At 60.7% G+C, this 14677-nt stretch carries 12 protein-coding genes; 3 read left to right on the top strand and 9 right to left on the bottom strand.

The annotated features are described in order from the left end of the window. Positions 1-2: 2 nt before the first annotated feature. From cyoB to ABIE20_RS02990, 3 genes are all read right to left on the bottom strand, one after another. Entirely contained in the window at positions 3-2021 is a 2019-nt protein-coding gene (gene cyoB / locus ABIE20_RS03000) for a cytochrome o ubiquinol oxidase subunit I (protein ID WP_045196135.1), read from the bottom strand. Positions 2022-2024: 3 nt separating this feature from the next. Beyond that, complete coding sequence (gene cyoA / locus ABIE20_RS02995; protein WP_429502680.1) at positions 2025-2969, bottom strand: ubiquinol oxidase subunit II; 945 nt, start codon at positions 2967-2969, stop codon at positions 2025-2027. Between the two features lie 565 nt (positions 2970-3534). After that, positions 3535-4041: a disulfide bond formation protein B gene (locus ABIE20_RS02990; RefSeq protein WP_429502678.1), complete on the bottom strand. Its 507-nt coding sequence runs from the start codon at positions 4039-4041 to the stop codon at positions 3535-3537. A 226-nt stretch (positions 4042-4267) separates the two neighbouring features. Between ABIE20_RS02990 and ABIE20_RS02985 the strand changes: the two genes are divergently transcribed. Continuing rightward, positions 4268-4531, top strand: coding sequence for a YebG family protein (locus tag ABIE20_RS02985; protein WP_429502676.1), 264 nt, complete (start codon positions 4268-4270; stop codon positions 4529-4531). A 7-nt stretch (positions 4532-4538) separates the two neighbouring features. Here the strand turns inward: ABIE20_RS02985 and ABIE20_RS02980 are convergent, their stop codons facing one another. Next, positions 4539-5558 (bottom strand): Glu/Leu/Phe/Val dehydrogenase dimerization domain-containing protein, encoded by a 1020-nt coding sequence (locus tag ABIE20_RS02980; RefSeq protein ID WP_429502674.1) that lies wholly within the window; start codon positions 5556-5558, stop codon positions 4539-4541. 125 nt (positions 5559-5683) lie between these two features. On the opposite strand from ABIE20_RS02980, the gene ABIE20_RS02975 reads away from it, so the two are divergent. After that, positions 5684-6490, top strand: coding sequence for a SirB1 family protein (locus ABIE20_RS02975; protein WP_429502672.1), 807 nt, complete (start codon positions 5684-5686; stop codon positions 6488-6490). Between the two features lie 47 nt (positions 6491-6537). Here ABIE20_RS02975 and maiA read toward each other — a convergent pair whose 3' ends face one another. Genes maiA through hmgA form a run of 3 tightly spaced genes read right to left on the bottom strand, consistent with a single transcriptional unit; the run spans position 6538 to position 9774 of the window. After that, positions 6538-7164 carry a maleylacetoacetate isomerase gene (gene maiA / locus ABIE20_RS02970; RefSeq protein WP_429502670.1) on the bottom strand — a complete coding sequence of 209 codons (627 nt, stop codon included), beginning with the start codon at positions 7162-7164 and terminating at the stop codon, positions 6538-6540. 12 nt (positions 7165-7176) lie between these two features. Continuing rightward, positions 7177-8469, bottom strand: a complete 1293-nt coding sequence (fahA, locus tag ABIE20_RS02965) for a fumarylacetoacetase (RefSeq protein ID WP_429502668.1) — start codon at positions 8467-8469, stop codon at positions 7177-7179. Between the two features lie 3 nt (positions 8470-8472). Further along, a complete protein-coding gene (gene hmgA / locus ABIE20_RS02960; protein WP_429502666.1) occupies positions 8473-9774 on the bottom strand; it encodes a homogentisate 1,2-dioxygenase in 1302 nt (433 codons plus the stop codon). A 173-nt stretch (positions 9775-9947) separates the two neighbouring features. Between hmgA and ABIE20_RS02955 the strand changes: the two genes are divergently transcribed. Continuing rightward, positions 9948-10727 carry an IclR family transcriptional regulator gene (locus tag ABIE20_RS02955; RefSeq protein ID WP_429502664.1) on the top strand — a complete coding sequence of 260 codons (780 nt, stop codon included), beginning with the start codon at positions 9948-9950 and terminating at the stop codon, positions 10725-10727. A gap of 10 nt (positions 10728-10737) precedes the next feature. Here the strand turns inward: ABIE20_RS02955 and ABIE20_RS02950 are convergent, their stop codons facing one another. Together ABIE20_RS02950 and ABIE20_RS02945 are read right to left on the bottom strand one after the other, a co-directional pair. Then, positions 10738-13791, bottom strand: a complete 3054-nt coding sequence (locus ABIE20_RS02950) for a hypothetical protein (RefSeq protein WP_429502662.1) — start codon at positions 13789-13791, stop codon at positions 10738-10740. A 503-nt stretch (positions 13792-14294) separates the two neighbouring features. Next, entirely contained in the window at positions 14295-14648 is a 354-nt protein-coding gene (locus tag ABIE20_RS02945; protein ID WP_429502660.1) for a hypothetical protein, read from the bottom strand. Positions 14649-14677 lie beyond the last annotated feature (29 nt).

The following is a 14677-nucleotide window of genomic DNA, read 5'->3' as shown; positions in this document are numbered from 1 at the left end:
GATTAAACCCGTTCAAACGATTCGACACGTGCGCCAACCGGAGTACCGGTAGCCAGGCCCAGGGACTTCATGCGCTCACCTTCGATGCGCGCCACTTCCTCGGCTGGAACCATGTAGCCCTGGTCGTCCCGTGCAGCGTGGGCGACGAAGACCGCGATGGTGCCGATCAGGCTTGCGCCAACCAGCCACCAGATGTGCCAGATGAAGGCGAAACCGAATACGGTGAGCAAGGCACCCATGAACACACCAGTGGAGGTGTTGTTCGGCATGTGGATCGCTTCGTACTTGGCTGGAACCTTGTAGGCAACACCGGCTTCCTTGGCTTCGTGCCAGGCATCCAGGCCGACTTTCTCAGGCATGGTGGCGAAGTTGTAGAACGGTGGTGGCGACGAAGTCGACCATTCCAGGGTACGGCCGCCCCATGGGTCGCCGGTCACGTCCATGTTGTCCTTGCGGTCGCGGATCGAGACGTACAGCTGGATCAGCTGGCAAGCGATACCGAACAGGATCAGCACGGCGCCAACAACGGCTACGTACAGGTAGGGTTCCCACAGTGGGTTGTCGGAGTGGTTCAGACGACGGGTCATACCCATGAAGCCCAGTGCGTACAGCGGCATGAAGGCCACGTAGAAACCGGAGATCCAGAACCAGAAGGCAGCTTTGCCCCACTTCTCGTTCAGGGTGAAACCGAAGGCTTTCGGGAACCAGAAGGCGAAGCCGGCGATGTAGCCGAACACCGCACCACCGATGATCACGTTGTGGAAGTGCGCGATTACGAACAGGCTGTTGTGCAGAACGAAGTCAGCACCTGGAACAGCCAGCAGTACGCCAGTCATACCACCGATCGAGAAGGTAACCATGAAGCCCAGGGTCCACATGATCGGCGCGGTGAAGCGCAGACGGCCCTGGTAGATCGTGAACAGCCAGTTGAACAGCTTCACCCCGGTTGGAATCGAGATCAGCATGGTCGCCAGACCGAAGAAGGTGTTGACGCTGGCGCCCGAACCCATGGTGAAGAAGTGGTGCAGCCAAACCGCAAAGCCCAGGACCGCGATCGCGCCCGAAGCGTAGATCATCGACTTGTGGCCGAACAGGCGCTTGCCGGCGAAGGTCGAGGTAACTTCCGAGAACACACCGAAGGCCGGCAGGATCAGGATGTAAACCTCAGGGTGACCCCAGGCCCAGAACAGGTTGACGTACATCATCGGGTTCCCACCAAGCTCGTTGGTGAAAATGTGGAAGTCCAGATAACGGTCAACAGTCAGCAGAGCCAGTGCAGCGGTCAGGATCGGGAACGAAGCGACGATCAGCACGTTGGCCCAGGTGCAGGTCCAGGTGAAGATCGGCATGTCCATCAGCTTCATGCCAGGCGCGCGCATTTTCAGCACGGTGGCGAGGAAGTTGACACCCGTTAGCGTCGTACCCAGACCCGATAGCTGTAGCGCCCAGATGTAGTAATCGACACCCACGCCAGGACTGTACTGGATACCCGCCAACGGTGGATAAGCGACCCAGCCGGTCTTGGCGAACTCACCAACACCCAGGGAGACGTTGACCAGCACGACGCCGGAAACCAGCAGCCAGAAGCTCAGGGAGTTGAGGAACGGGAAAGCAACGTCACGCGCACCGATCTGCAGAGGCAGGGCCAGGTTCATCAGGCCGGTGAAGAATGGCATTGCCATGAAGATGATCATGATCACACCGTGAGCGGTGAAGATCTGGTCATAGTGTTCGGGCGGCAGGTAGCCCTCGGAACCGCCGGTGGCCATGGCCAACTGCGTGCGCATCATGATGGCGTCGGCAAAGCCGCGCAGCAGCATGATCATCGCGACGATGATGTACATCACCCCGATCTTCTTGTGGTCGACCGAAGTCAGCCACTCGGACCACAGGTAGGTCCACTTCTTGAAATAGGTGATAGCACCAACGAGCGCGAGACCGCCGAGCGCGATCATGGCAAGCGTCACCATGACTATCGGCTCGTGATACGGAATCGCATCCAGACTTAGTTTACCGAACATCTCTTACTCCTCTGCCCCAGCAGCTGAATGCATACTCACGTCCATCCCTTCGGTACCGGCCGCTTCTTTGCTCTGCTCTTTTTCGTGGACCGGCCGGCCGCGGTTCATGCCTTCGTACTTGTCGACGATGGACTGGAACTGCTCAGGCGAGGCCACGCTGTACAGCGCGACTGGATTGTTTTCGCTCGTTTTGGCCAATGCTGCGTATTCAGCGGCATCCAGCTTTTTAGGCGATTGCTTGACTTCGTTCACCCATGCTTCGAAATCAGCCTGGGAGGTGGCGGTTGCCTTGAACTTCATACCGGTGAAACCAGCACCGCTGTAGTTGGCGGAGATACCGTCGAACTCACCGTTCTCGTTGGCGATCAGGTGCAGTTTGGTGGTCATGCCAGCCATTGCGTAGATCTGCCCGCCCAGGCCCGGGATGAAGAAGGAGTTCATCACCGAATCCGAGGTCACGCGGAAGTTGACCGGGGTGTTGGCCGGGAAGACGATCTTGTTGACCGTGGCAATGCCTTGTTCCGGGTAGATGAACAGCCATTTCCAGTCCAGGGCGACCACGTCGATCTGCACCGGCTTCACGTCGGAAACCAGCGGACGATACGGGTCCAGCTCATGGGTGGTCTTGTAGGTCACGTAACCCAGGGCAATGATGATCAGAACCGGGATGGTCCAGACCGCCACTTCGATCTTGGTCGAGTGCGACCAGTCCGGGGTGTAGGTGGCTGCCTTGTTGGAAGCGCGATACTTCCAGGCAAACGCCAGGGTCATGAAAATGACAGGAATCACCACCAGCAACATCAAGCCGGTAGCGATCAGGATAAGGTTCTTTTGCTCAATGCCGACCTGGCCCTTCGGGTCGAGCAGGGTCCAGTTGCACCCACTGAGTAAAAGCATGCCTAAAAAGGGCAGAATGCCAAACAGTCTGGGGTAACGCTTTTTACTCATCTCACGACCTCTAGAGCAGCTTGCTTCAATGCAATTTGTGTTTTGGTCGCCAACACTTCGTCCTGCCAAGCGTCAGCATTTATGGGATCGAATACGGTCATGCCTTGAGGCCAGCTGCGGCGGCTCGGCATAAACCGGGTATTGCGGTGTTTATTATTTTGACTTCAGTAGGCAACAGGCCTGTGTTCAGACCAATTCCATTTGGTGCGGGAAATCACGGAGGGGGGTCAGCCCGGCATCGCCGCAGGCGATGCTCGTCAGAGTCAGCGAAAAGAGCCCTGGAGCTCCTTTAATCCTGCGACTCGCAAGCGGTGCCGAACGGAAATTGGGGGCGATTGTAGATAGGTAACCTATCGTTGACTATGACTTATTGAGCAACAGTCCTTTACCAATTGTGTAACAATCGCGCCTGAAAAATCAGTTTCGCGACAGTTTGTCGCACCCCTTTCAATACCCCTGGAACGCCCGCTCTACAAGGGCTCGAACTTGATCAGGATCAAGTTTGGTGCGACAAACTTTGCAAATCTCATTGCACAACAGGCTTGCGTCAATACATGACTTTTGTCTAAGCCTGACGGCGGTTGCGGTAGATGCCCAGGGGCACCAGAACGGCGGTCAGTATAAAGGCAACCAGCGCCCATTGCGCCAGGGACAGGCCCATTACCGGTGGGTACGGCGTGGAGCAGAAACCATCGACCTGAAACACCAGCGGCAGTACCGAGGCCAGTGGCAAGCCGTCGACAATCGGTTGCAGGGTATCGATGCCGCAACTGACCGCCGGGTTGGCGAGGATGTACACATGGTTGCCGGCAGCGGCGATACCACCGATGGCGCTGAGCACCACCAGGCCCTCGAGCAGGGTCAGGCTGCGCTTGCCGGGCATCGCCGCGCCAATAAAGGCAAACAGCGCGATCAGCAGCAACGCATAGCGCTGCAGGATGCACAGCGGGCATGGCGCCTCGCCAAGCACGATCTGCATGTACAGCGCCCCACCGATCAGGGCCAGACAGATCACCCCCAGCAGTACCAGAAAGCGCCGTTCCCGATTCAGGCGCGATGTTTGCTCGTTCATTGCTGTTCCTTCGTAGACTGGATGGCTCGACTGCCGACCCGCAATTCTACACGCTGAAGCAGACCATAGAGAGCGGCAAAAGTGCCGCGCCAGGCCTTCGTGAAGAATGGCGAGAAGCAGAATACTGATTTGCCACTATCTTAGTCCTGTGGATTACCCTATCATTAACACTGTACAAATAAACAGTATCGAATACATCGATTACCAAAGGCATGTGAGGTGATGAATGGCCGTCGAAGTGGTATACCGCAGCAGCCGCGACCTGGAGCGCTTGTTCATGGATAAAGCCGAAGCAGACCGTCACGACAAGATGCTGGAGCTGGCCGAGCTGCTGGCCGAAGTCCTGAAGAAAGCCGTGCCATCGCTGAGCGAACAGCAGGTCGAGGATGCCGGTATCTATATGGCGAAAAACCGTGATGTGTTCGCCAAGGCCTTCAAGAGCCAGCCCGATGCCCTGTCGGAACTGCTGGCCGACGGCGCCGCCGAGTGACCGGCGTTCAGCTGTAGATCAACCGTTCGGCGAGCATCTGCGCCACCCGTGCCGGCGAACGCTTTTCGGCCTGGGCATGGGCAAACACCTCGGTCAGGCGCGAGGGTATCCGCGCCAGGTGCGCGGTAATGGTGCCCAGGTCCTCGCCACGGTGCTTGAGCGCCACGTAGATCAGCCCGCCAGCGTTGATCACGTAATCCGGCGCATAAAGGATGCCACGGCTTTCCAGCTGATCGGCCACCTGCAAGGTGGTCAGCTGGTTATTGGCCGCCCCCGCCACCGCCGCACAGCGTAGCTGCATCACGCTCTGGCCGTTGAGCACCGGCCCTACCCCGCAAGGGGCAAAGATGTCACAGGGCGTGCTGATCAACATCTCGTTGGCCACCGGCCGGGCATTGAACTGCTCGATCGCCAGTTGCACCCGGCCCGGATCATGGTCACTGACCAGCAACTCGGCGCCGGCGGCATGCAACTGCTCGGCCAGCGCGTAGCCAACATTGCCCAGCCCCTGTATGGCAATGCGCAAGCCTTCGAGGTTATCGCTGCCCAGGCGCGCCATCGAGGTGGCGCGAATGCCGGCAAACACCCCCATGGCCGCATGGGGCGACGGATCGCCTGCGGCGGTGGTGCTGGTGACGTGCTGGGTGGTCTGGGCGATGCAATCCATATCCAGGGTCGAGGTGCCGCTGTCCACGGCGGTGATGAAGCGCCCCTGCAGGGTTTCGACAAAACGCCCGAATGCCTCGAACAAGGCCGCGCGGTTTTCCACATGGGGGCTGCGAATGATCACCGCCTTGCCCCCGCCCAACGCCAGCCCCGCCAGGGCGGCCTTGTAGCTCATGCCTTGGGCCAGGCGGATGGCATCGACCATGGCACTGTCGTCGTCCGGGTAGGCCAGGTAGCGACAGCCTCCCATGGCCGGGCCCAGGTGTTCGCTATGGATGGCGACCACTGCTTTGAGGCCGGTCGGCGGGTCGATGCACAGGTGCAGCGACTGCGTGCGGGTGCTTTGCATGAGAGCGAACATCGGCAGGCTCCTCGATGAGGTGCTGATCCCAGTATAGGTCGCGCTTTGAACCTCGATGACAACACTCGGACCACTGGACGAAAGGCCGCGCCAGCGCTACAACAGAAGCTTGAGCGGAGGTTGTCATGAACCCACGTAGTGCCTGTCTGGCTTGCCTTGAGCGTGACCCCGTCGCCTTGCTGGAAGCGGCGCTGTGGATCGCCGCCGAGCACGACGACAGCGTGGTGCCTGCGCGCGTCCTGACCGAGGTTCAGGCCCTGCAGCAGGAGGTCAGCGCCGGGCTGCCGATGCTGCCACTCAGCGAACTGGCCCAGCCGTTGTTGCGCCGCCTCAACGCCCTGGGTTTCCAGCAGGACGAGTACCACCCGCTGCGGCCCCAGGCGGCGCTGCTCGACAAAGTCATGCAACGACGTCGCGGCCAGCCCCTGGCCCTGGCCCTGCTGACCCTGGAACTGGCCCGCGGCCTGTCGATCCCCCTTGAGGGCGTGAACTTCCCCGGGCATTTCCTTTTGCGCGTGCCGGGTGCCGACCACCTGCTCGACCCTTGTGGTGGCAGGCGCCTGTACCCGGCCGATTGCCGCGAGCTGCTGGGCCGTCAGTTCGGCCCGCAGTTGGCCTTGAGCGCCGACCACCTGCTAACTGCCAGCCCGCTGCAGATGCTCCAGCGCCTGTCACGCAACCTGCGTCAGCTGCACAGCAGCCACGACGATCACCTCGAAGCCCTGAAGGACGCTGAACGGGTGCTGCAGCTAGGCCCGGGCACTGCCGCTGACTATATGGCCCGCGCCACCCTGTATCAGCACCTGGAGTGCCCCCAGGCCGAACGCTTCGACCTGGAGCACGCCTTGCTGCTCAGCGACGATCCAATCCAGCGCTTGCGCCTGACGGAACGCCTGAGCCATCTGCCACCGGTGTCGCCGTCGGTGCACTGACAGCCTCGCCCGGGCTGCGCACCTGAAGGATCAAAGGGCAGCGTGATTTATGGTGCGTCGGGCTGCCTCGACGGGTGGGCCTGGGCAAACGCCGAATGCGCTTCGGCCAGGGCCGCGACCCGGCGAATGCGCGGGAAGCCACTCAAGTCGATATTGAAACGCTCGGCGGCGTACAACTGCGGAATCAAGTAGATATCGGCCAGCCCCGGCTCGTCGCCAAAGCAGAAGCCTTGATCACCGATCAACTGCTCGACCGCGGCAAGGCCCTGGCTGATCCAGTGGCCGATCCACTGGTTGACCTGCGCATCGTCATGGCCCAGGGCGCGCAGCTGATTGAGCACGCTAACGTTGTGCAGGGGGTGGATATCGCAGCCGATCAGTGCCGCCACGCCACGGGCCTGGGCCCGGCGCACCGGGTCCTGGGGCAGCAGCGCTGGCTGTGGATAAACTTCTTCCAGGTATTCGATGATTGCAGGCGACTGCACCAGCAGCTCACCGGAATCGATCTTCAATGCCGGCACCCGCCCTTGCGGGTTGAGGGCCAGGAAGTGGGCTTCGCGCTGTTCGCCCTTGAGCAGGTTGACCGGCAACTGCTGGACTTCCAACTGCTTGAGCGCAAGGGCAATCCGCACCCGATAGGATGACGTCGAGCGGTAGTAGCTAAAGAGTTCCATGGCCCTGCCCTCTCAGTGCGCCGGCAGGATCTTGCCGCGGCATTCGCCGAAGCCGATCGAGGCCACGCCGTCGCGTTTGCAACGGGCACGCAGGATGATCTCGTCGCCGTCTTCGAGGAACTTGCGCACCTCGCCAGACGCCAGCTCAACCGGCTCCTTGCCGCCCTGGGTGATTTCCAGCAGGCTGCCAAACTGGCCAGGCTGGGCACCGGACAAGGTGCCGGAGCCGAACAAGTCGCCTGGCTGCAACTGGCACCCGTTGACGCTGTGGTGGGCAACCATCTGCGCCACGGTCCAGTACATGCTCAAGGTGTTGCTCAGGGTCAGGCGATGGGCGGGCAGGTTCTGCTCGCGCATGCGCTCGGTCAGCAGCAGCACTTCCAGTTCGATATCAAAGGCGCCGTTGGCCTGGTCGCGCTTGTCGAGCAGGTACGACAGCGGCTGCGGATCACCCTCCGGACGCGCCGGCTGGGCGCAGCGGAACGGCTCCAGGGCTTCGGCAGTGACTACCCACGGCGAAACGGTGGAGATGAAGCTCTTGGACAGGAACGGGCCCAGCGGCTGGTATTCCCAGGCCTGGATGTCGCGCGCCGACCAGTCGTTGAGCAGGCAGAAGCCAGCGATGTGCTCGGCGGCTTCAGCGACCGGAATCGAATCGCCCATGTCGTTGCCCTGGCCAATCCAGATGCCCAGCTCCAGCTCGTAGTCCAGGCGCGCGCACGGGCCGAAGCTCGGCTCGGTCTGGCCGGCGGGCAGGGTCTGGCCTTTTGGCCGGCGCACGTCGGTACCCGATGGGCGAATGGTCGAGGCGCGGCCGTGGTAGCCGATCGGCACATATTTATAGTTGGGCAGCAGCGGGTTGTCGGGGCGGAACAGCTTGCCGACATTCTTGGCGTGCTCGATGCCGACATAGAAGTCGGTGTAGTCGCCGATGCGCGCCGGCAGGTGCAGTTGGCACTCGCTGGCCACATGCAGCAGCGGTTTAAGCGCGGCCTGGTGTTCGCTATGCTCGCCGAGCAGCTCCAGCAGGCGCTCGCGCAGGGCAACCCGGGCGCTACGGCCGAGGGCGAAGAAAGCGTTCAGCGCACCACCACGGGTGGCTTCGACAGCAACACGGGCCTGGCCGTCGAACAGGCCGGTGGCCAGCACCGCTTCGAGGTCGAGGATGGCATCACCGATGGCCACGCCACAGCGCGGCGCCTGGTCTTTGCGGCTGAAGATGCCCAGGGGCAGGTTCTGCAGCGGGAAGTCGCCGTGGCCGTTGGCGTGTTCTACCCAACTGCGGGCAAGGGCGGACTGATTCATGGGTTATCTCCGATTCGGGGTAAAGGTGCTCGGCAACGAGGCCCAGCAACTATCGTAGTCGGCCTGCAATTGCGGGCATTCCAGCGCATGACGGCTCGGGCGCAGCACCTGGCTGGTCTCGAACATGAAGGCCATGGTGTTGTCGATCTTGTTCGGTGCCAGCTCCACGGCGATGGCCTTGCTGCAGGTCTCGGCATCCGGGCCGTGAGCGCTCATGCAGCTGTGCAGCGAGGCGCCGCCGGGCAGGAAGCCTTCGGCCTTGGCGTCATACTCGCCCTGGATCAGGCCCATGAATTCATTCATCAGGTTGCGGTGGAACCAGGGTGGACGGAAGGTGTTCTCGGCTACCATCCAGCGCGGCGGGAAGATCACGAAGTCGAGGTTGGCCATGCCCGGCACGCTGGTCGGCGAGGTCAGCACGGTGAAGATCGAAGGGTCCGGGTGGTCGAAGCTGACCGTGCCGATGGTGTTGAAACGGCGCAGGTCATATTTGTAGGGCACGTTGTTGCCGTGCCAGGCGACCACGTCCAGAGGCGAATGGTTGAGCTGGCAACCCCACAGTTCGCCGAGGAACTTCTGCACCAACTGCACCGGGCCGTCGATTTCTTCGTAATGGGCCACCGGCGCGAGGAAGTCGCGCGGGTTGGCCAGGCCGTTGCTGCCGATCGGCCCCAGGTCCGGGATGCGCAGCGGCGCACCGTGGTTCTCGGCCAGATAGCCGCGGGCCTGGGCGTCGAGCAGTTCGACGCGAAACTTCAGGCCTCGGGGCAGCACGGCTATTTCCAGCGGCTCGACCTCCAGCACGCCCAGCTCGGTGACGATGCGCAGGCGGCCCTGCTCGGGCACCAGCAGCAGTTCGCCATCGGCGTTGAAGAACACCCGCGCCATGGAGCGATTGGCGCAGTAGGTATAGATACTGATGCCGGCCGGTTTCTCGCCTGCCGAGTTGGCCGCCATGGCCACCCAGCCGTCAATGAAGTCGGTTGGCTCGCTGGGGATCGGCTGCGGGCTCCAGCGCAAGCGGTTGGGCGTCACCGGGCCCAGCGGGCCACCGGCCAACTGACGCTGCAGGCGCTCGAAGCGCGGGTGCAGGGCCGAAGGACGAATGCGGTACAGCCAGGTGCGGCGCAACTCGCTGCGGGCCATGGTGAAGGCGGTGCCGGAAAACAGTTCGGCATACAGACCGTAAGGCGCTTTTTGCGGCGAGTTCTGCCCGACCGGCAGGGCGCCAGGCAAGGCTTCGCTGGCGAATTCGTTACCGAATCCACTCTGGTAGCCAAGGACAGGGGTGTTATCGAGGTTCATCGAGCCTCCGGGCCCAGTGCAGGCCGGTCAATGGCAGTGGGCTGCGGGCCTTGAAGGGGTGGCAGCGCTTCTGCGTTATTTTTATCGTAATTACATTACGCATAACGTAATTTGATTGGTGAAGACCGTCAAGCTATAAAGACGCCCATTGAACTCCCCGGATCGACTACTCCATGGCCAAAGCCAGCACCCCCGCCGATAGCTCCGGCAAACAGAAGGTCCGCTCGGCCGAAGTCGGCACCGACATCCTCAAGGCCCTGGCCCAACTCTCACCCTCAACTTCACTGTCGCGCCTGGCCGAACACGTCGACATGCCGGCGAGCAAGGTCCACCGTTACCTGCAGGCGTTGATTGCCAGTGGCTTTGCCGAGCAGAACCCGGCCACCAACCATTACGGCCTCGGCCGCGAAGCCCTGCGCGTGGGCCTGGCGGCACTGGGCGGGATGGACGTATTGAAAGAAGCGGCGCTGCCGCTGTCGCAACTGCGCGATGAGCTCAACGAAAGCTGCTTCATCGCCGTGTGGGGCAACCAGGGCGCCACCGTGGTCAACATCGAGCCGGCGGTGCGTGCGGTTACCGTGGTTACCCAGATCGGTTCGGTGCTGCCCTTGCTGACGTCCTCCACTGGCCTGGTGTTCGGCGCTTACCTGCCAGAACGCGAAACCATCGATCTGCGCGAGCAAGAGCTGGCCGCGTCAGGTCACAGTGCTGACGAATACCAGGCATTGTTTGCAACCATCCGCCAACGCGGCCTGCATCATGTCCACGGCCTGCTGATGCCCGGCGTCGATGCGCTTTCCGCTCCTGTGTTCAACGCCGTGGGCAAAATTGCCGCAGTGCTGACCGTGGTCGGCCCGACCTCGATTTTCCACGCGGATGAACAGGGCCCCGCTGCGCAAAAACTGCTGGCCACCGCCAGGACCATCAGTTGGCGCATGGGGCATGAGGCCTGAGCCGATCGCGTCAGGCAGGAACCGTTCGCTCCAGGTGCTTGAGGAACAAGGTGAGTTCGTCGTCCAACGCCTCACCGACGTTGGAGACTGTTTCCGCACCCGCCTTGCCAAAGTCGGCGACCAGCTTTTTCAGCAGTTCGGTGGTCGGCGAACCGGGGCCCTTGGACAGCTTTGATAACACTCTGGCGCAGCGCCCTGCCAATCCGGAAATCGACACGACCCCCACAGCCGTGACAACAAACCACTTCAAGGCTGAAGCCCGATCGCCATCCTCGTAAGCCAGCGCACCTTGCACGAACGAGCGCAGGGTCAGCACTACGTTCAGCGCCAGGGTGGCCGGTGGAAAGGGAATCGAAAGAATCGCCGCAACGCCGATGGCGACCTCGAAGAGGATGCCCCAGATTCGTTCAGCCACACTGGTGGTGTCGGCCTCCACATCGGCAATGATCCGCTCGACCATCACGTCGAATTCATGCGCAAGATCGGTTACGCGCTTATAGGCGCTGATCGCCTTGAGGACCATTGCCTGACCATCAGCGGCACGTTCAACGCTTTCGATCAGGCTGCCGATGGCCGGCTGATCTTCGATGCTCACGCGCAGGTAGAAATAGTCCTGCAGCGCTTCCCATTGAAGCGCCAACGCTTGCGGCGTACGGAAGATCAGGTCATCCGGGGCATCGGGGGTGTAGACAAGATCTTCGACAACGCCTTTCGATACGTTCCTGAACAGATACACACCCTCTACCCTTCGGCCACTCAGAGCCAGTTGAAACAGACCGTTCTTACTAGTGGTCCGCTCACCGCCAACGACCACAGGCTCGAGATCGACCAGATTGTCGACAGCAATGCCCAGCCACCCGCTCTGCTCGGACGACAGGCGCCCCGCCATGCCTTCACTCAGCCAGGCGCGGCGGATCTGCAAACGCAGCACCTCGCGGTGAAGCAGGCGACGGCGTTTGTACTGTGACTCAGCGGGGTCGAGCAGGCGCCGGCGAATCATCTGGATGTAGTGCTCACCCAGCTTGGCAGATCGAATGTAGCCATCGACAGAGGCACGATCGAGTCGTGACAGGTCCTGGCCGATGGTGGAGGTGATTCTGGCAAAGCCAGCGAAGTTGAAACTACTGTCGTAGCCTTCAATGACCGTGCGGGTGAGCGTCTTTATGTCACCGTCCTCAAGCTCCACCAGTACGGTATCAGGGTCTATATCAGACGCAGGTACACGCTTCTTGATCCAGTCTTTCACCTGGCGATGGGCGTATTTGGCAAAGGGCTCGATGGTGTTGATCTGTTGGTAGGCGTCCTGGACCGCACCCAGTTGGGCATCAACATGGCTCAGTTGCTGGCGTTGAACCCGGGATGCATCGATGAACCACTGAGGCGTGGCCAATTGCAGTTGGTCAAGCAACGCAGATACCTTTCTGGAAGCAACGTGCGACAACACCGTCGGCCAGCTCGCATCGGGCCAGCGCTCCAGCGCCACTGTTTGGCGGGACCAGGTGCCCGGCAATTTTTGCGTCTGCTTGAGTAACCGACTGAACCTCATCCTGGCGTTGACCGGCACTTGGCCAAGCAAATAGGTTTGCCCCTGGTCGGTCTCGGCCCACCGGGCAATTTCCAGGCTGAGCTGTCCCTCATTGCTGAACACGCGCAAATCCGCTTCAGGCGCGCCAGGGGCATAGAGCAGGAAACGATGATCATCCTGCGAGCCAAAGCTCAGGTAGAGCATGTCCTTGAACGCCAACTGCAAGGGCTCAAGGATCACCGCACCCGCGTCGATCTTAAGCGCAGCCAGTACGCCGGTATGGTTGCGAGCAGCTTCCAGGGCATTGCAAGCCTCAGGGTCGAACCCTTGGTACCGCGCGGCCAGGGCGCTCAAGGCCAGCCGTGCATTGACCACGTCGCTCATCAGTTGAGGGCCGGAGCCTTCAAGGTAGGAAGACTGCAGTGCTTGCGGATAACTCAGGCGCACCTCAAGTTCATCGATCATTCGTTGAATGACATCCGGTGTCAGGCGCGCGGCCAACGTGGCATCGATGATGTGGGCCTGAAACTCACTGCCGGAGTAACCACCGGACAACACCCACTGCACCAGCGGCATCTCGCGCTCACCGAGTATCGTTTCGCCCTCGACGTCCAGTGCGTGACTGACTCGAACGCGCAGTAGCCTGGCATCTGTCTCGACACCCAAGGCCAATAGGTAAGCGGCGATCTGCGTAGCGGCATAGTCCTCAACGCTGGCCCTACCTTGCAGGTGTTCATCGACCCGTTGCTGGCACAAGGCAACAGCGCCTTCGCGCAACTCGAAGGCGGTACGTTGTTCACCCTGAAGAGCACGTAACCATTCAGGCAATTGTGCGTGGCGGTGCTGCCTGAGCCTGGTTGCAAGGCGTTGTTGCAGCAGAGCGTGGACAGGCACCTCGCGCAGGGCCTGACGGACATCGTCTACCTGTTGTCGAAACGGACTCTCGCTCAGCGATACCAGGCTCAACAGCGGCGTGTGGCCTTGCGCAAGTAACTGTTTTATTTCGTACGGCAACGGCTGCACCAAGAGGTCCTCGGCAGCCGGTGCGCACAGGCGCAGCGTCATCCTGTCGATGAATCGCCGCGCATCCCCCTGCTCTTGCAGCCCCTCCTGGAGGCTGTAAAACCAGAGCTTGCTGGTTGATGACAGGTCGAACGACTCGCTGATGACAAACGCCAACGGCAACATCGCCGTCTCTCCCTCGATATCGAGGGCCAGCATGCGAACGTGCTCATCGGGATCGAAAATCTGCTCCTCCAGCGCTGCCATTTCCGGCTGCTGCCAGGGATGGCGCAAAGCAAAGTAGCGCAGATCGAAAAAAAACAATTTCGACAGGTGCACAAACAGGCTCAGCGGCTTTGTAACCGGCTTGCGTGCCTTTTCCCAGAAACTGATCAGCGCCGCATCCTGCAGCGTTGCCACCGACTCAAGCTGACGCTGGATTTCAAAAGTGGTGCTGGTCATTTCCAGCAGCAGTGTCTCCAGAGTACTGTCGTCGTAGCTCAACGCGGGTGTGTCAAGCGAACGGGTCGATTCCATGTGCTGATCTCCGTTGGTGGTGAATAGTCATTACGCGGCTAATTGACTTGCCCACCTTCAGGGAAATTTCAGCGAAACCCGTCCCGGTTGCTAACTCTGGAAAGTGCCCAGGCTCCCGGTTTTTCAAACCCAATGAATTGTCCTACAGCTAACTAAAGCAACAGCCCATTTCCATATAAGAATAAAAGGACAGTGTGCACAGTTGCTTACACGCGTTCACTGACACTCGTGAAACAGCGGGTTACTGTCTTGCGGGCTGACTGTTACCTGAGTTGTAACAGTGAATGTCAGAAACACCTATTTTTCCGATTCTGACAGGCGCCTATTCTGGTTACACCCAGACGGTGCAGACGCCAAATGAAAGCGTCAGCACATTCCATCAACCGGCGTGCACACCCCGCCTGATGGCGTCTTCTCCAGGTTCACCGACGTTGATTTTGAAGCTCCTTGATCTGCGTCTTACTTGGCCGCTGCACTGCAGCGGCCTTTTTTATGCCTGCAATTCAGTCGTCGTCGGCGTCGTCAAAGTGGAATCGGTGTAACAATCGGTGGGCGATGGGCGCCAGGATCAGGCCGATGCTGGCGACGAACACCAGGCCGACATACAGGCCGTAACCTGCGAAAAATAGCTTGCCGCCGATAGACTCGGGGAGGATCACCGGCCCTACCCCGCCCAGCAGCAAGGTGGCATTGAACACGGCATCATGCCAGGGCACCTGCGGCTCGAAGTACAGATGGCCAACCACGCCAAACAGGATCGAGCCAACCAGCAACAGGCAGGCAGCAATACCGTGCCACATCAGGCGATAGCCGAACTGTCGGGTAGAGATGACAGCGTCCGTTCTGGATTCGTACATCCTCTGTGCTCCTGCAACCAAGGTGGCCG

Source organism: Pseudomonas sp. 2835 (assembly GCF_050435905.1).
Classification (GTDB): Bacteria; Pseudomonadota; Gammaproteobacteria; order Pseudomonadales; family Pseudomonadaceae; genus Aquipseudomonas.
The sequence above is the reverse complement of the archived record's forward strand: the minus strand, read 5'-3'. Positions and strand labels throughout refer to the sequence as shown.

Excerpts from the sequence above, each read along its gene's own strand:
- hmgA (WP_429502666.1), bottom strand. The coding sequence starts at position 9,774 with ATGAACCTCGATAACACCCCTGTCCTTGGCTACCAGAGTGGATTCGGT.
- ABIE20_RS02955 (WP_429502664.1), top strand. The coding sequence starts at position 9,948 with ATGGCCAAAGCCAGCACCCCCGCCGATAGCTCCGGCAAACAGAAGGTC.
- cyoB (WP_045196135.1), bottom strand. The coding sequence starts at position 2,021 with ATGTTCGGTAAACTAAGTCTGGATGCGATTCCGTATCACGAGCCGATA.
- fahA (WP_429502668.1), bottom strand. The coding sequence starts at position 8,469 with ATGAATCAGTCCGCCCTTGCCCGCAGTTGGGTAGAACACGCCAACGGC.
- ABIE20_RS02945 (WP_429502660.1), bottom strand. The coding sequence starts at position 14,648 with ATGTACGAATCCAGAACGGACGCTGTCATCTCTACCCGACAGTTCGGC.
- ABIE20_RS02990 (WP_429502678.1), bottom strand. The coding sequence starts at position 4,041 with ATGAACGAGCAAACATCGCGCCTGAATCGGGAACGGCGCTTTCTGGTA.
- cyoA (WP_429502680.1), bottom strand. The coding sequence starts at position 2,969 with ATGAGTAAAAAGCGTTACCCCAGACTGTTTGGCATTCTGCCCTTTTTA.
- ABIE20_RS02975 (WP_429502672.1), top strand. The coding sequence starts at position 5,684 with ATGAACCCACGTAGTGCCTGTCTGGCTTGCCTTGAGCGTGACCCCGTC.
- ABIE20_RS02950 (WP_429502662.1), bottom strand. The coding sequence starts at position 13,791 with ATGGAATCGACCCGTTCGCTTGACACACCCGCGTTGAGCTACGACGAC.
- ABIE20_RS02980 (WP_429502674.1), bottom strand. The coding sequence starts at position 5,558 with ATGTTCGCTCTCATGCAAAGCACCCGCACGCAGTCGCTGCACCTGTGC.
- maiA (WP_429502670.1), bottom strand. The coding sequence starts at position 7,164 with ATGGAACTCTTTAGCTACTACCGCTCGACGTCATCCTATCGGGTGCGG.
- ABIE20_RS02985 (WP_429502676.1), top strand. The coding sequence starts at position 4,268 with ATGGCCGTCGAAGTGGTATACCGCAGCAGCCGCGACCTGGAGCGCTTG.